The 17,262-nt window shown below is 32.8% G+C and carries 12 protein-coding genes; 1 reads left to right on the plus strand and 11 read right to left on the minus strand.

Annotation, left to right across the window (positions count from 1 at the left end; translation table 11 throughout):
• Positions 1 to 319: 319 nt before the first annotated feature.
• The 11 genes from BN863_RS18090 to BN863_RS13130 all read right to left on the minus strand — a co-directional run bounded on the left by BN863_RS18090 (position 320) and on the right by BN863_RS13130 (position 15,762).
• Positions 320 to 4,696, minus strand: coding sequence for a PAS domain S-box protein (locus tag BN863_RS18090; RefSeq protein ID WP_051774804.1), 4,377 nt, complete (start codon positions 4,694 to 4,696; stop codon positions 320 to 322).
• Between the two features lie 8 nt (positions 4,697 to 4,704).
• Positions 4,705 to 5,151 carry a response regulator gene (locus BN863_RS13085; RefSeq protein WP_038531371.1) on the minus strand — a complete coding sequence of 149 codons (447 nt, stop codon included), beginning with the start codon at positions 5,149 to 5,151 and terminating at the stop codon, positions 4,705 to 4,707.
• A gap of 599 nt (positions 5,152 to 5,750) precedes the next feature.
• A complete protein-coding gene (locus BN863_RS13090; protein WP_038531374.1) occupies positions 5,751 to 6,683 on the minus strand; it encodes a HipA domain-containing protein in 933 nt (310 codons plus the stop codon).
• A complete protein-coding gene (locus tag BN863_RS13095) occupies positions 6,676 to 7,008 on the minus strand; it encodes a HipA N-terminal domain-containing protein (protein WP_038531378.1) in 333 nt (110 codons plus the stop codon). Before BN863_RS13095 ends, BN863_RS13090 begins: the two co-directional genes overlap by 8 nt.
• Positions 6,995 to 7,216 (minus strand): helix-turn-helix domain-containing protein, encoded by a 222-nt coding sequence (locus BN863_RS13100; RefSeq protein ID WP_038531380.1) that lies wholly within the window; start codon positions 7,214 to 7,216, stop codon positions 6,995 to 6,997. Before BN863_RS13100 ends, BN863_RS13095 begins: the two co-directional genes overlap by 14 nt.
• Before the next feature lie 1,273 nt (positions 7,217 to 8,489).
• Positions 8,490 to 9,371, minus strand: a complete 882-nt coding sequence (locus BN863_RS13105) for an alpha/beta hydrolase (protein ID WP_051774807.1) — start codon at positions 9,369 to 9,371, stop codon at positions 8,490 to 8,492.
• 63 nt (positions 9,372 to 9,434) lie between these two features.
• Entirely contained in the window at positions 9,435 to 11,363 is a 1,929-nt protein-coding gene (gene nagB, locus BN863_RS13110; protein WP_038531386.1) for a glucosamine-6-phosphate deaminase, read from the minus strand.
• Positions 11,364 to 11,385: 22 nt separating this feature from the next.
• Positions 11,386 to 12,360 (minus strand): Gfo/Idh/MocA family protein, encoded by a 975-nt coding sequence (locus tag BN863_RS13115; protein ID WP_038531389.1) that lies wholly within the window; start codon positions 12,358 to 12,360, stop codon positions 11,386 to 11,388.
• A gap of 35 nt (positions 12,361 to 12,395) precedes the next feature.
• Positions 12,396 to 13,724, minus strand: a complete 1,329-nt coding sequence (locus BN863_RS13120; RefSeq protein WP_051774809.1) for a sugar MFS transporter — start codon at positions 13,722 to 13,724, stop codon at positions 12,396 to 12,398.
• Positions 13,725 to 13,787: 63 nt separating this feature from the next.
• A complete protein-coding gene (locus tag BN863_RS13125; protein ID WP_038531392.1) occupies positions 13,788 to 14,852 on the minus strand; it encodes a phosphotransferase enzyme family protein in 1,065 nt (354 codons plus the stop codon).
• The gene (locus BN863_RS13130; RefSeq protein WP_038531395.1) at positions 14,839 to 15,762 is read right to left on the minus strand and encodes a nucleotidyltransferase family protein; all 924 of its coding nucleotides are present in this window, start codon (positions 15,760 to 15,762) and stop codon (positions 14,839 to 14,841) included. Before BN863_RS13130 ends, BN863_RS13125 begins: the two co-directional genes overlap by 14 nt.
• Before the next feature lie 130 nt (positions 15,763 to 15,892).
• Between BN863_RS13130 and BN863_RS13135 the strand changes: the two genes are divergently transcribed.
• Complete coding sequence (locus BN863_RS13135; protein ID WP_051774811.1) at positions 15,893 to 16,990, plus strand: LacI family DNA-binding transcriptional regulator; 1,098 nt, start codon at positions 15,893 to 15,895, stop codon at positions 16,988 to 16,990.
• Positions 16,991 to 17,262: the final 272 nt, after the last annotated feature.

Consider the following 17,262-nt stretch of genomic DNA (forward strand, 5'->3'; position numbering starts at 1 on the left):
TCTTTTTTTTTAACTACATCATTTATTAATTTTTAAAGTGGATCCTATTAAGATTCTAAAGTATTTATTTTAAAAGGAGAAGCTTGTTCTAAAAAGGTTATTTTTTAACTCATTCCAACCTTATTTGTTTGATATAAAATCCATGATATTGAATAGCAAATTGAGATACTCTAAGTAGTTTTGTACGGCAGAAAATAACTGAAATATGCCTTGAAATCTGTAAAAAATACCCCCCAAAAGAAAACTACCTTTCTTTTTTTTTTTTGGGGGGGGGGTATCAAAGAATAAAAATATGTTTTTTAGGTTGAAACCTTAAATCCTAAGAAACAGGTAAGAAAATATAAAAAGTAGACCCTTCATTTAATTCACTTTGTGCATAAATGTAACCTTCATGATTATCGATGATTTTTTTTACAATAGCTAAGCCAATTCCTGTCCCAGAATACTCGTCTCGGCTATGTAATCTTTGAAATACTTCAAATATTTTTTCGCTGTATTTTTGTTCGAAACCAATGCCATTATCTGAAAATTGTATTTGATAATAAGATTTCGAAGCCAATAAAGGTTCTATGTCTAAACCTTCACCATTCACCTCTGTGCAATTAATCGTAATTATAGTCGGTTCTTGTTCTTTAGAAAATTTTATAGCATTACTCACTAAATTAAATATAACCTGCTTAAATTGAACCGGAATTATTTTAAGTTTTGGGTTGTTATTTAAATTAATAATTACTTCCCTTTTATTAAGTTCTTCACTCAAAACATCTTTGGTGTCTTCAATAATATCTAATAAATACACGTTTTCAAAGGTGCATTCTTGAGCACTCGTTCTAGAATAGGCAATAAGGTCTTGTATTAATGTTTGCATTCTATGTGCCGACTGTTGCATTCTAGAAAAATACCTCTGCCCACTACTAGATAAAGTGTCGTATTCTGATTCTAATATTCTTGAAGAAAACATTTGAATTTTTCGTAAAGGCTCTTGTAGGTCATGACTAGAAATATATACAAAAGACTGTAATTCTTTATTCATTTTTTCTAGATCTGTATTTTTCTGACTCAATTCATTGGTGCGCAATTGTACCATCTTTTCGAGTTTGTTGGTAAACATTTTTTGGTCCTGAATATCTGTACTACTGCCTACCCACATTTTTATTACACCGTTCTGGTCTCTTTGCGGAATAGCCCTACTTAATTGCCAATGATATTCGCCGGTGAACTTACGAAAACGATGTTCAATTAAATAATCTTCTCCCGTGGTTATAGCTTGTGTCCATTGTTTAATATTTTCTTCTCTATCCTCTGGATGTATGATTTGAATCCAGCCATCTTTGAGTATTTCTTTTGCTGTTAAACCGGAAAAATCGTAAACCGATTGGTTGAAATAATTGAGGTTTCCATCGGGATCGGCGGTCCAAATATGTTGAGGCATAGAGTCTGCTAAAAGCCTAAATTTTTCCTCACGTTCTAATAACTCCTGTTGGAAGTTGCGCTCTTCGGTGATATCTCTAACAGTTCCCAACATGCGGATCGGCACTTCATTTTCATCGTAAAATAATTTTCCTCTAGCGTCCATCCAATGGATAGAACCATCTTCCCAGAGCACCCGAGCTTGGTAGTGTAATAGCCCTGTTTTAAAGGCTTTTTCGAAGGCTTTTTGTCTTATAATCAAGTCGTCTGGATGCATGTTTACAATCATTGAATTTTGAGCAGGGTTTTGGCAATCTTTTATACCCAGAATCTCATAACATCTATTAGATGCAATAACATCCTTAGTGTTAAGATCTAAATCCCAAATTCCTAATTCACTAGCATCAATAATAAGATTAAGTTTTTCTTCATTTTCTTTAATCAGGTGTTTTGACTTTACTGTTGCTGTTACTTCTGTAGCCACAACCATAAAGCCTGAAATTTCATTGTTCTCTTTTAAAGGATAATAAACAAAATTGAAATAACAGGTTCCTATATTTCCAAATCGATTGATGTTTGCTGGGAATTCATAGCCGTAAAAAGGTTCGCCAGTTTTAAAAATATCTTCAATAATCGGGGCAATAGTTTCTTTAACCTCTGGTAAAATTTCAAACAACGGCTTGCCTACAAATTGATCATGTGTTTTATCAATAATTTGCAAATAGCTGTCGTTAGCCATTTCGGTAATGTTGTCTTTTCCTCTAAAAATAGCAATGCCTATAGGCGCTTGTTTAACAGTATTGCGGAAACGTTTTTCACTTTCTTCTACTTTCTGGAAGGCGTCTATAATATCTTGTTCTGCTTTTTTACGTTCGGTAATATCTCGTGCTATGGCAAATAAAAGGGGCTTGCCATCAAAGTGCACACTTCCCATATTTATCTCTACCGGGTAAACTGTTCCTTCTTTGTTTTTATGCAAGGTTTCAAATGGCGGAATAGTTTCTAATTGAGCTTTTTTGAACGCTTCATTATATTTTTCTTGAAGAAAAACAACATCCACATCAGGTACTTTGAGGTCTTTTATTTCATCTTCTGAATACCCCCATTTATTACGCGCTATGGTGTTTAAGTATACAAAACGACCTTCTTCATCCATTAAAATAAAAGGATCTGCTGCTTTTTCAATCATAAACTTGAAGAGCCTGATTTCCGAAAGGGTAGCTTCTATTTTTTGCTTAACTTCGTTAAGTTCGGTAACTTCTGCAGCCGTGTTCATTACAGCATAAATATTTCCAAAAGCGTCTAAAAGTGGTGTAAAGCTATAGTTGAAATAAAACCTTTTTAATTGGTTGTTAATCAATAAATCTACACTCTGATTTTTGGCATGGAAGGGGATTCCAGTTTCATAAACACTTTTAACCTGTTCAAAAATTTTCTGGCTTTTTAATTCAGGCAAGATGTCTGTATATAATTGGCCTACGACGTCGTAACCTTTTCCCCAAATATCCATGATAGATTGATTTGCTAACGAAATGCGCATCTCTTCTCCTGAATACACGGCTATGGGGAACGGAGCACTATCTACAAGCGCTCTAATTTTTTGTTCACTTTCTTCTATTTTTTGTCGAGAGTCTACTTGTTGGGTAATATCGTACCCTATAGCCATAATTCCATTAACTTCGCCGTCTTCACCTCTTAATGCTTCAAAAGAAAAATTAATATAAACGGTTTTTAATTCACCTTGTCTTAAAAGTAGTATAGGCATTTCTGGAGTGGCAAAACGCTTACCAGTCTTAACAACATCATCGAGATATTCTTTTATACCCTGTGAGAGAAGTTCTGGCATAGCCTCAAAAACAGGCATGCCTATAACTTGGTCTTCTGTTCTTCCCCAGAGTTCTAAGGCAAATTTATTTGCAATTTCTATAGTATATTCTGGACCACGGAAAATCCCTATGGCCACAGGTGCCTGCAGAATCATGAGTCTTAAGTTGTTTTCACTAACCCTTACTTTTTTAAAGGTTTCCACTTGCGTGGTATTGTCTAGAACCCAAACAGCTAATTTTACAACCTCATTATTTTCATTTTTTAATGGAGCATAAACAAACGAGACATGTATGGCCTCTGCTTTACCATGCCTCATTAACGTGAGTTCCACTTCTGGGGCGGTAAAAACCTCTCCCGTTTCTATAACCTTGTTCATTGCAGATTCGTAAAGATGGCGCACTTCTTTAAAGGTATCCCAATAAAAATTACCAATTATGGCTTCTCGAGGTTTACCAGCAATTTCTATAAAGCTATCATTAACAATTTCGCTTTCCAAGGTTTCGGCATCTAAAACACAGATGCCTATAGGAGACTCTAGCACCATCGTACGGATGTGCTCCTCCATTTCTTTATTTTTTTTATTGGCCTTGGTTTGTGTGGTAATATTCTCTAAAGTACCACTTAAACGGTATGCAATTTTATCATCATTAAACCAAGCGCGTCCCTTGGCATGAACCACCATTTCTATTTTAGAATGAGGATTTATAATGCTATACTTAATGTCGTAAATGCCACCAGACGAATATTGCAAGGATTTTGCTATAGCATCGGCTACGCGATCTTTGTCCTTAGGATGAATTACGGTTAGGGCATAGTCTAAATCTATTTCATCTTCTGGAGGTAGTCCGAACCAATCTTTTAATCTGGCATTACAAGAAAATGTATTTGTAAGGGCATAATAGTCGAACGTACCAAGTTGAGCGGCATCTATAACAAACTCTAATTCATTTTTATTTATTTCAAGTTCTTGATAGGCTTTCTTTTTAGCTGTCGTTTCCATAACGGTCACCAAAACACCGCCAACCTCTCCAGATTCTAAATATATGGGGCTATAGGCAAAATTGAAATAACAATCTTCCATATAACCGTTGCGGTCCAATTGAAGCATTAAATCTGAAAAGTTCACCGTTTTACCTGCATGCACATCTTCGAACATGGGACCAATAGTAGGCCAAATTTCGGCAAAAGTGTCTTTGGAACTGCCTCCTAAAGATTTAGGGTGTTTGCTAGAGCCTAAAATAGGACGGTAACTATCGTTATAAATTTGGGTATATTCTTTTCCCCATGTGATGTACATACCAAACGGATGATGTAGCATGATACTTACGGCATGGCGCAAACAGGGTGGCCAAGTGGATGGAGCTCCTAAAGGCGTTTTACTCCAATCTTTGGCTCTTATGAGTTCGCCCATTTCCCCGCCGCCTTTTAAAAAAAACGTGTCGTTATTTTCGGTATGCATAAAAAAAACTAGGTTTGAATTATAAACTGCTCTGGGCAGGAAGGTTTAAACTGATTGGTATTAAAAAGAGTTAATGCTTTATGAATAACCTTTTTTAACTGTGAGAAATCTCCAGGTTTTTGTATGTAATAGTTTGCGCCCAATTCGTATAGCGTATGCGCTACGTCTTTATCGAGTGAAGTAGAGTAAATAATAACAGGTATATGACTTAATATGTCGTTGTTTTTAATTTCTGCTAAACAGTCTCGACCTGATTTTTTTGGCATATTCAAATCAAGAAAAAGCACATCGGGGTAATGCTTTTCGTCTTCCAATAAATAATTAAGGAGTGCAACACCATCATTCACTGTTTGTAATGTGGTAGGGATGGGTATTGACTCGAGGGCATCTTCAAAAAATTCACGATCATCAATATCATCATCGGCAATCAATACATGTAATGCGGTGTTTTTCATATTAAATTAGGTAAATAGATTATTTTTTAGAACTACTTAATAATTCATAAACCAATGTAATATAAAATATTGTGATGTTAATATTTTTTTAGAATTTATCTCATTCACAGAATGATATAAATATTCGAATTTTGATTTGAATAATTCTTAGTTTTTGAGTTTGCTTTACAGATTTTTTTATTAGTTAATTCAACTTATTGATTCAATCCTTACAAAAAATAATCGTAAAATCTTTAAACTTAATTTTTGCACTAATTATGAAAAGTATTATTCTTGCTATTCTTTAAACCTTCATTTGCTTCTTAAATTCTAAAAAATTAGAAGAGGAGAATAAACACTGAATTTTACCTATTTGTCGCAAATTCTTCCCTAAAACTGCGGGTTTCTAAGCATTTGTCGCAAATCGTTGAGAGTCAATAAATTAAAATACTTACAAGTGTTTGGTTTATAGATGTTTATGACAAAAAAAGGAGTCTTAAACATCGCTTTGCGTGTTACCCTCTTGCTACTTCTTTTCGTTCACTGCAAGTGAACATAAACCTCATACAATTTGGCTAAAAAGCCAATTGCCTTTTTAGAATAAAGAGAGTAAAATGAGCTTATTCTTTTAATCTTTTATAACGCTCTTCCAAAACATCTATGTATTCAGATCGCATGCTTTCGGAAAGAAATGAATTATTAATAATATTTAAAAGAGTGAGTTTATTTTTAGAAAATCGATTAAAGACACCATCAATTTGTTTTTGAGATAATTCTAATTGCAACCCAAAATTGATTAAAATCTCCTTCGTGATTTTTTTCTTTTTACCCGAAATCGTTAATGCCAATTCTTCGGCATCTTCAGGATTTACAATATTTACATTTAATAAGTCGTATGCAGGAGATAAAGCCCAACCAAAGGACTTTTTAATCATTGAAAAATTCTTTAAGTGCATATCATTATTTCCTGTGAGAAAACTAAAAATAGTAATCTCAAAAAAGCGTAATTTATCGAGTAACGTATGTTCAGCATACATTGAAATTGCTTTGCCAATACGTTCCATAGAACCTCTATATTTATCAAAGGCCTCTAAGATTTGAAACATATCGATCATATGTGTTTTTTCCCCATCAGCAGCTCTATCAATGCGTTTCGTGATATAGGATAATTCTCCTGAAGCTAACCGAATAAGTGCATGAGGAACAACATCTATATTCAATGCCTCCGCAAGTTTCATTGTGAGGTGTTCATTTGCAGGCATTTCTTCAAAATCAACAGATGGTGGTTTAAAAATATATTGTCCCCCCAAAGCTCCAACAACTGTAAGTCGTGTTTCTGCTTTAGCTTCTGTAAAAATAGCCATTGATAGTTTTGGTTGCACCCCTGGTACCGAAATACTGCGCTCAACAACTTGTTTAGCGAGTTCTGTCATATCATTTAAAGAGTACGGTATTTTAGGAGCTTGTTCTGTTCCAAAAAAAGCTCGGCTACACTCTACATGATAATCTGCCTGAATATCGTTGTCTTTATAACAGTATAAACATTTACCCATGATCGATATTTAAAGGTTCAACACTAACTGCTCCAATACAGTTTTGACAACAGGCTAATAAAAGTCCCATGCGATCGTTTCTATTTATTCGCCAGTTTTTCGTTGCTATATCTAATAACCAACCTTCAGGAATTAAACCTTCAAAAAATGGAAATAACCTTTTTTCAGAATAAGCCGCTTCCCGAACAGGCATGGTAAATGTAATAAACAGATTAGGATATTTCGAAACATAAGTTTCATCATATTTAAATGTATACTCGCCATCGTTCGTTTCTGTAAGCAAGCCACAATAAATATCTCCATATAAAATTCTAGCTTGTCTCATCTTCTGGTAAAGTTTTTAAATTTACTGGAGCAAGTACATGTCCAAACATTTTTAAAACTTGATTTGCCTTGTCTAGATTTAGGTTTGTCTTTCCTTGCTCAATTTTTCTTATCACCGTTAAGGCAACTCCTGCACGTTCAGCAAATTCTTCTTGAGTTAAATTTACTTCTTTCCTTCTGGCTTTTACGAAATCTGATAATATCTCCATTATATGTAATTAAATATAATACTAATCAAATATAACTAATTATATGCTAAAACATATAATTTTAATAAAAAAACTACATCTATATGCATTTAAATATAATCACGAAATTTATTTAATTTAGAGAATAAAACCTCGCATGGCTATAATTATATTGGACTAGGTATATGTAGATAGGTTTTTAACATCATATAATTTTATATGATGTGTTTCGGTACTGTTTGTAGTTTAATCCTACAGAATTAGTTAAAAAACTGTTAAATCGAGACCAATTCGGTGACCTATAAAAAACACACCCTCGTGAACCCCTTATAAACCCTAGAAAACTGATTTTTCGGTCGTTGTCTCCGACTCCACTTTTAGGTTAACAAAAACCACTAAAACCCCGTAAATCTTATGATTTTATGGGGTTTTTATTAAATATCTTTTCTTTTTATACTAAACAAAGACATCTAAAAAGCGACCTATTCGGTCACCTATCTGAAAAATCATAAAACAAGCTTTCAAATAACTTATAAAGATTGAAACACCAAATCCTTAAATAAAGTTTTAACATTAGAACCTATAATAACCTAATTTTACCTACTCTATTTTTAAATTGATTTATTAAAAAATAAAATTTTACCATAATATTTTCAATTAAGACTTCTTTAATAACCAATTTAGAAAATAAAAAAATAACTTACTCATTTATATGCGCCTAACTATTTCTAGAAAACTTTTTTCGGTCCCACTTCCAGTATTTTTCTCTAATTTCATAAGATTCATTTTCAGATTTACTTCCTATAAGCCCTCACTGTTACCTTTTTTTATTTGTTTATACTGTCTAAATATTTTGAATTGATAAAGAACTTATAAAAATTAAGTATAGCGTAGTTATCATGCAGCCTGTTCAATTTCAAAATGTTGGTAATAAATTATTAAAAAAAGGAAGTTATATGTGTATATTTTAAGTCTTTTTATGAAGTACAAAAACTTTGGAAACGGAACCAAATGAATAATAAAATTCCGAATTAGCAAACGCTATTCACAATTTTCGCTCGGTAACGAAGAATCTATCCTGTCCAAAGGGAAGGATAACGCAATAAAAAGTTAAATTAGGGATTAGATTCTTGTGTAGGTAAACGCTTTTAATAAAATCAAGTTGTAATAGGTTGATAGCTAATTTCAACAAATTAAATATAAATACATAATAATTTCAAAATTAATCTAAATTCATTTTAAGATTATATTTTGAGGTGAAATAGAATTCATATCTAATTATAGGATTAACATATTATATTAAATGATGCTTCTGCAACCACGTCTTGCAATTCTCTTGCCAATAAAGATTTGTATTATTATTATTAAGACCAAAACCATGACCTCCTTTATCAAACAAATGTAATTCTACCGGAACATTATGATTTTTTAAAGACATATAATAGCGAAGACTATTTTCAACCGGTACAGATAAGTCATCTGTAGCATGCACCATAAAAGTAATTATATTACTTTCATTAACATTTAATTCATTCGAAAACTTTTGAACTTCTGCATTGGAAGATGACAAACCTAATAGATTAGTTCTAGAGCCATTATGAGTAATATTCTCATTCATTGAAATCAATGGATAGATTAAAATAGCAAAATTAGGTTTAGCACTTATACCATTAGAATTATAAATAATACAATTATGACGTATGGACAATGTGGATGCAAGATGCCCACCTGCCGAAAAACCTAAAACACCTATCTTATTAGTGTCTAATTTATAAACTTCCACAAGCTCCCTTACACACCTAATAGCTTCTTGAGCATCTTGTAGCGGCCCAATACTTTTCTCTTTCATAATATCATCAGAAGGCAATCTATATTTTAAAACAAAGGCTGTAATTCCCAAACTTCTTAACCAAATTGCTACTTTAAACCCTTCTTTATCCATTGCCAGGTGCTTATACCCTCCTCCTGGACAAATAACAACTGCTGTACCGTTTTCTTGTTCTAATTCAGGTTTAAAAATAGTTAGGGTTGGAGTTACAACTTGAGACGTGCTTGACAAGTTATTACCTTCATAAATTAACAATTCTCTATACTCCTCATTTTGTATAGCATTTGGAATTGTAGATTTCCACAATGGAATTGTTAAACTTTCTTGATTGTAAAGTAATCTATTCATAGTAAAATTGATTATTAAATTTATAAGGGGTACTTAATCAAATTAAGCCCCCCTTATAATTGTCTAAAAATGCCATCTCACAAAGGCTTCCATAGCCGCATAATGAGCTAACCCTAGTAAATGATAAATCTCTGCTGTTTCGCCATTTCTATCTTCTGCACGTTGCCAAAATTCTCTACTATCTGCCCCTTGAAACACGACACCATCCTTTTGAGATTGATGCTTAAATATTCCATGACGCTTTTCCAGTACTTGGTCAGGACTCATTGGTACTGCCATTTCTATCTCATCTACATTCCACTCTTGCCATGCGCCTCTGTACAACCAAACCCAGCAGTCTTTCATATACTTTTTTGGTTTTAGTGCTTTTACTGCTGTAAATATCGCATCTAAACAGACCTTATGCGTCCCGTGTGGATCGGCTAAATCGCCCGCTGCATAAATTTGATGTGGCTTTATCTTATCGATTAAGGCCATTGTTATTTCTATATCTTCATCACCTAAGGGTTTCTTTTCTATTGCTCCGGTTTCATAAAATGGCATTTCCATAAAATGGATGTGGGCATCTGGTAAGCCAATAAATTTTGCAGCCGCATGAGCTTCTCCTTTTCGTATTAACCCTTTTATATAACGCACTTCTGGAATATCTATCTCACTCCCTTTTTTATTCTCTAAAAAGGCAACTGCTTTTTTGTAAATGCTCTCAGCTTCTACACTTTCAATACCAAATTTAGCATTATAATCACATACAAATCCTGCAAAACGTAATGCCTCATCATCTGAGACAGCTATGTTTCCTGAAGTTTGATAACCAATATGTACTTCGTGACCTTGTTCTTGTAAACGCTTAAAGGTTCCTCCCATACTTATCACATCATCATCTGGATGCGGACTAAATATAAGAACACGTTTCTTTGCTGGTTCTGCACGCTCCGGACGTTTTGAATCGTCTGCATTGGGCTTACCTCCTGGCCAACCTGTAATGGTATTTTGTAGTCTGTTAAAAATCTTAATGTTTATATCGTAAGCAGGTCCTGAATCGGCTAATAAATCACTCATACCGTTCTCTATATAATCGGCATCTGTAAGCATTAAAATCGGTTTCTTTAAATGTAATGCTAAGCCTAGAACTGCTTTTCTAATTAACTTATCTGTCCAAACTATTTTCTCGACTAACCAAGGTGTATTGATACGTGTTAACTTTGATGATGCTTCTTTATCTAAAACAAACGTAACATTATCATGTTCTTGTAAGAATGATGCCGGAACGAGATTAGTTACTTGACCTTCTACCGATTGCTTTATAATATTAGATTTACCTTCTCCCCATGCCATTAAAATAACACGCTGAGATTCCATAATCATTTTAACTCCTAAAGTAATTGCGGTTCTTGGGGTATTATTTAAACCTAAAAAATCGCTACTTGCCGCTACTCTCGTAATGTGGTCTAAGGCTACTAATCGTGTTTTTGAATTTTGTAGTGAACCTGATTCGTTAAAACCAATATGTCCATTTCCTCCAATTCCTAATATTTGTAAATCAATACCTCCTAAAGCTTCGATCTTAGATTCGTAAGCATCGCAATAATCAGCGATTTCCTCTTTTGATAAAGTACCGTCTGGAATATTACAGTTTTCTGGTAAAATATCGACATGATTAAATAGAAGCTCTTTCATAAATCGCACATAACTATTTACTGAATCTGGCTCCATAGGATAATATTCGTCCAAGTTAAAAGAAATCACATTCTTAAAACTTAATCCTTCTTCCTTGTGTAAGCGCACTAATTCTGCATATAGCCCTTTTGGAGATGACCCTGTAGCAAGACCTAAAATACAAGGTTGCTTTTGTGATTGTTTAACCTTAATTAAATCGGCAATCTCCTTAGCTACTGCCTTTGATCCTGAATTAGAATTTTCGTAAACTACCGTTCCTATATTTTCAAATCGCTTTTCAAATCCTGTGGCTTTGTCAATTTTACTCTTTAACATGATATTTTTTGTATTGATTTTTTTATTTTTTTCTTAAAATCCTATCTAACACCCAACTTGTATGCATCGCAGTTTTTCCTGTAGAAGGATGCAACACACTACCATTAAGATGTTTTAATATATTTTGAATATGATATAATTGTATATTTTCAGGGTTCTCAACAAATAGTGATTCTTTATTATCATCTGTTTCGATACTTATAGGCGATTCACTAAATACTGAAAAACTAATTTTCCCTCTATTCCCGTAAATCTGAACCAAATCTTCGCGTTTTTCTGAACCAAAATTCCAACTTCCCGTACCTGTTATGCCCGATTCATGCAACCAATTTCCTGTAATGGAATCCATTGCAGTATATAATCCTTGCTGATTAACCGCTACTCCATTAGCTTCTTTTATATTTCCTAATAAATGAACAAACAAGTCTATACCATGAGAAGCTAAATCATCGAAATATCCACCGAGAGCAATTTTAGAATCCGTTCTCCAATTATATTTGCCCGATAAATCAATATCATTTGCAGGTTTACTAAGGTGCCAATTAATATGTCTAATTTCGCCTATTCGTTCTGCTATTAGCCATTCATTAACCTTGTCAAATCTTGGCAACGAACGTCTATAATACGCCACAAACAATGGAATCTTTTTATCGTCGAATGCTTTATTTATAATAACACACTCTTGGTAACTCGGAGCCATAGGTTTTTCGATACAGCAAATTTTTCCTGCATGAGCAACTTTCAGAGCATATTCTGTATGAGAGTCTGGTGGTGTGGCAATATAAATAGCATCAATTTCCGGATCATTAATTAAATCATCTGCATTATTAAAAAATTTAGGAACTCTATGTCTTAATGCATAATCCTGCGCTTTCTCAAAATCACGACGCATAACAGCATTTAAGTTGAAGCCATCTACTTTTTGATAAGCTGGACCACTTTTAAGTTCTGTAACATTACCACATCCAAGTATTCCCCAGTTATACATCTTGTTCATCTTTAATAATACTTTAAATATTAACTCTATATAAATTACTTACTCCAGCTTTTATACTTGTGTCCCCATAATGCAAAAAACAAGATAAAAGCATAACACGGAATTAAAATCCAATAACTGCTTGTTGCAGCCTGAGACAAAGCTTCTGACTCTTCCATCCCATTTAAAATTAAATCGACTTTATTATTATCTACTAATTCCCCATACAAAGGCGGTATAATAGCACCACCAGAAATTGCCATTATTAATAATGCAGAGCCTGTTTTAGTGAATTTACCTAAACCTTCTAAAGTTAACGGCCAAACTGCTGGCCATACTAAGGCGTTTGCGATACCTAAAGCCGCTACAAACATTACCGATATTATTCCGGTAGTAGCAATTATGCAACAGCTAAATAAAATCCCTAGTATTGCACTAATAATTAAAGCATTGTGTTGTTTTAAATATTTAGGAATTAGAAACACTCCTAAAGCGTAGGTTAATACCATAGCTAAAAGCGTATATGTGGTAAAATATTTAGCTTCTTCAGATGAAAACCCTAAAGACATTCCGTAAGATATAATCGTATCTCCTGCTATAACTTCTGCCCCTACATAAAAGAACAGGGTTATAACACCTAACCACAAATGAGGAAACTGAAAAATATTGGTTTTTTGAACTTTGGTGACTCCTTCCTCTTCATCAGTCGAAGCCTCAATATCTGGAAGTGGTGCTTTTCTAATTAAAAAACCTAAAACAAACAATACTATTGCCATTATAACATATGGCATAACTACACTATCTGCCATAGTATTTAGTAATTCATTTTTTTCTGATGCCGATACAATACCCAATTTTTCTTTAACCTCATCAATTCCTGAAAGCAAAATGGCTCCAAAAACTAAAGACCCTAAAGCTCCTGCAACTTTGTTAGCAATCCCCATTATAGCAATACGCTTAGCGGCACTATCTATAGGGCCAAGTATTGTAATATAAGGGTTTGAAGCTGTTTGCAATAAAGTCATTCCCATACCTTGAATAAAAATACCAGATAAAAAGACCCAGTATGTTCGTGCTTCTGCAGCAGGAATAAAAACTAGTGCTCCAATAGCCATGATAAATAAACCTAGAGACATTCCCTTTTTATATCCAACTTTATTTATAATATATGATGCAGGTAAAGCCATCACAACAAATGAAATATATGATGCAGATGCCACTAAATACGATTGCGCATCGGTTAATTCGTTTATCGTTTTCATGAATGGAATTAAAGCTCCATTTATCCAGGTTACGAATCCAAAAATGAAAAACAATCCAGCAATTATAGCAATGGCTATCTTATTTGAATTCGTTTTAGAGGTTGGTGTGGCTACTTTAGTCATATTTATTTAGATGGTTAAAAATGTTAATGTTAAAGGAATATTTAGTGAAAATCATAAATATATTTAGACTTCCATTTGTGCTTCAAAACTTTCTATAAGTTTGAATTGATTTTTAGAACGATCTAAATTATGTTCTGAATATTTTGTTTTATAATACACATCATTATTTAAAAAATCCGTTAAAAAACGCAATGCCATTATAAAAATCATTGTTTTAGCTCCAAGAGGTAAATACTTAAGTTCTAATGGTGATAATGCGTCTTCTACTGTTTCTAAAAATCCTTTTTTATAAGATTCATAATAGGTTTTATTAAACGTTACCAAATCTAGATTGGTTTCATCTTCTGCTGCTGAGTTACAGATAGTCCGTATCGCATCACCAAAATCGTAATGAATAATACCTGGCATAACCGTATCTGTATCAATTACACAAAGCCCTTTGTTTTCTTTATCAAATAAAGCATTCGAGATTTTTGTATCGTTATGAGTAACTCGTAATTTAATTTCTCCAGACGTTTTTAAATTTTGAAGAATATGCATTTCTTCTTTTAATTCTTCAACCCTAGCTATACAATTACTAGCCAACTCCTTGCGTTTTCCAGAAGCCTTATTTAAAGCTTCCTCGAATTGCTTATAACGAAAAGACATATCGTGAAAATTTGGTATAACATCTATTAATAGACTCGCATCAAAATCACTAGTTAGGTTCAAGAATTCACCAAATAATTTTCCACCTTCATAGGCAATGGTTTCACTCTCAACAAGGTCGTGGGTGTAGCTATCTTTTATAAATACAGATAAATTCCAATAATTACCTAAATCATCTTTATAATAGTATTCGTTATTATAAGTTGGTAAAAACGTTAATACTTTTCTATTTAAATCTATTTCATTAAAACTTGAAAACTTATTTCTCAAATGATTGCTTACAGCTACTTTATTTGTTATTAATCCTGGTACATCTTTAAACACATGATGATTTATACGCTGTAAAACATATTCAGTATCGCCTGTGGTTTTAATAAGATATGAGTCGTTTATATGTCCAGAAATCAATTCTTTTAACGAAACAAACTCCTCACTATGTTTAAACTGATTAAAAATTAATTTTATTTTATTCTCTGTCATTTGACCATAGGTTTGAAGGGTAAACATTTTCCGATTTTAATTTAGTAATAACGTCTGTAGCCGATTTTTTATCTTCTTTATAAGTCACACCAAACCATTTAGCATCTGACTTCAATACCTTTACAGTTGCAGTCCCCGACTGTAAAATTTCGTTCACCACACTTGGTATAAAAAATTCAGCCTTAAGATTATGTTTGTTTTCTTCTAAAAACGTTTCAAATAATTTAGTCCCAAACTCAAAGCATTTTGGTGTGAACCCCCAAAAATTCATAGAAACAACCACATCTCCATCAATATCTACCGTATCATTATTCTCATCCTTTCTAATTATCCCAGTAGGCGTCTTTTCGATATGAAGTCGTTCTGTAACATCTGTTAAAAAGCCTTGCGCATTTACTTGACACTCTCCTCTTGACACAAAACCGTTATCAGACACGGTGTTTTTTAGCAAATATGCCATCATACAAAAATTGTAAGAATCTTTATCTGTTTCCATTAATGCTTTTGCCATAGTCTCAAAAGCTTCTCTTCCATAAAAATCATCTGCATTTATAATTGCAAAATTTTCGGTAACTGCATCCTTTGCCATTAACAAGGCATGCCCTGTACCCCAAGGTTTTTTACGTTCTGGATTTACATACGCGTCAGGCACATTTTCTAATTCCTGGAAAACATAATCAACCTCAGCTCTTCCTTCCAATTTCTCATTAAAAACAGCTTTAAACTCCTCTTCAATATTTTTTCTAATTATGAACACAAATTTTCCAAAACCAGCTTTTAAAGCATCATATATGGAAAAATCCATAATTGTATCTTTTTCTGGCGAAAATGTATCTAATTGTTTTAGCCCACCATAACGACTCCCGATTCCGGCTGCCAAAATGACTAAAGTTGGTTTATTAACACTCATTTAATTGGTTTTAAAGTTTAAAAATTCGAGTTAAAACTGCTGTCCTAATTCTTAATATGTAGGCTAATGTAAAAAGTAAAACATAATAAAAAAAGAATTAAATGTTAAAATGTGCTCGAGCACACAAAACATGTGTTCGAACACATATTGTTTTGTTAAAATCTCCACAGTTTTATATATTTGTGAAAATGAAAAAAAATACACCATAAAAGATATTGCAGCTTTAGCAGGAGTTTCTAAAGGAACTGTAGATCGTGTCTTACATAAAAGAGGAAAAGTATCTGAAGAGGCACTTGCTAAAGTGAACAGAATTTTAGAAGATATAGATTACAAGCCTAACGTTATCGCTCGGAATTTAAAAAACAATAAAGACTACCATATCGGTGTATTATTACCTAACCCAGACATTGACAATTATTGGAAACGCTGTAAAGAAGGCATACTCAGTGCAAGTCAGGTTTTTATGCCATTTAATGTAAACGTGACTATTGTTACTTATGATCCTAGATCCACTGTATCATTTAAAAAGAAGCATCAAGTTCTTTTAAAACAAAATCCTGATGCTGTTTTACTTGCCCCCTTGTTCTATAAAGAAGCTAAAAAGGCAATTTCAGACTATAAAAAATTAAACATTCCTGTTTTAACCTTTAATAATCAGGTTTCCCCAGAAATAGCAGATGGTTTTGTAGGTCAAGACTTAATACAAAGTGGTCGTGTAGCAGCTAAATTGCTACATAGCATGATAAAAACAGGAGACATTACGATTATTCATATTAATGAAGATATCACTAATGCTCTGCATATGCAACAAAAAGAAAAAGGGTTTACTACTTATTTCAAAGAGTTAAATACATCCCTTTTCAAAATAACTACTTTGCAAATAGAGGCAAAAAAACTGCAAACTGCATTACCTGAATATTTAAATAGCCATCCGAACACCAAAGGTTTATTTATAACAACGTCTAAAAGTTATCTTGTAGCTCAAACATTAGAAACTGCTAATTTTTCTGACATCTCATTAATAGGTTACGATTTATTAGATTTAAATATTGATTATTTAAAATCTGAAATTATAACTTTTTTAATTAATCAAAATCCAAAACAGCAAACATATTTAGGTATAACAAAGTTAGCAGAACATCTAATTTATCAGAATGAAATTAAGAAAAAGACTTTACTTCCGATTGATATTATAAATTCTGAAAATTTCTCTCTTTATATACAGTAACTTTAAAAAGAAAGTAGTTAAACCATCATAAAAGACCAAAATGAGGGTTTACTACTAGACTGTAATATATAAATGTTAGCAACCAAACTACACTTATTCATCTTAAAGAATAGTACCATCAGGTGTTATAATCGAATTTAGACAATCACCTAATATTCAACACAAAACAGATTCTAGCTCTATAAGAATAATTAAAATGACACCCTTTTTAAATTAAATACACCGCTTTAATTATATACAAAAAAATTAATTTTATTAATTCGACTGTTGTT

Source organism: Formosa agariphila KMM 3901 (assembly GCF_000723205.1).
Lineage (GTDB): Bacteria > Bacteroidota > Bacteroidia > Flavobacteriales > Flavobacteriaceae > Formosa > Formosa agariphila.

What these genes read in the sequence shown, in the direction of transcription:
- BN863_RS13120 (WP_051774809.1), bottom strand. Translation starts at nt 13,724, where the DNA reads ATGACTAAAGTAGCCACACCAACCTCTAAAACGAATTCAAATAAGATA.
- BN863_RS18090 (WP_051774804.1), bottom strand. Translation starts at nt 4,696, where the DNA reads ATGCATACCGAAAATAACGACACGTTTTTTTTAAAAGGCGGCGGGGAA.
- BN863_RS13100 (WP_038531380.1), bottom strand. Translation starts at nt 7,216, where the DNA reads ATGGAGATATTATCAGATTTCGTAAAAGCCAGAAGGAAAGAAGTAAAT.
- BN863_RS13090 (WP_038531374.1), bottom strand. Translation starts at nt 6,683, where the DNA reads ATGGGTAAATGTTTATACTGTTATAAAGACAACGATATTCAGGCAGAT.
- BN863_RS13095 (WP_038531378.1), bottom strand. Translation starts at nt 7,008, where the DNA reads ATGAGACAAGCTAGAATTTTATATGGAGATATTTATTGTGGCTTGCTT.
- BN863_RS13085 (WP_038531371.1), bottom strand. Translation starts at nt 5,151, where the DNA reads ATGAAAAACACCGCATTACATGTATTGATTGCCGATGATGATATTGAT.
- BN863_RS13105 (WP_051774807.1), bottom strand. Translation starts at nt 9,371, where the DNA reads ATGAATAGATTACTTTACAATCAAGAAAGTTTAACAATTCCATTGTGG.
- BN863_RS13115 (WP_038531389.1), bottom strand. Translation starts at nt 12,360, where the DNA reads ATGAACAAGATGTATAACTGGGGAATACTTGGATGTGGTAATGTTACA.
- BN863_RS13130 (WP_038531395.1), bottom strand. Translation starts at nt 15,762, where the DNA reads ATGAGTGTTAATAAACCAACTTTAGTCATTTTGGCAGCCGGAATCGGG.
- BN863_RS13135 (WP_051774811.1), top strand. Translation starts at nt 15,893, where the DNA reads ATGTGTTCGAACACATATTGTTTTGTTAAAATCTCCACAGTTTTATAT.
- BN863_RS13125 (WP_038531392.1), bottom strand. Translation starts at nt 14,852, where the DNA reads ATGACAGAGAATAAAATAAAATTAATTTTTAATCAGTTTAAACATAGT.
- nagB (WP_038531386.1), bottom strand. Translation starts at nt 11,363, where the DNA reads ATGTTAAAGAGTAAAATTGACAAAGCCACAGGATTTGAAAAGCGATTT.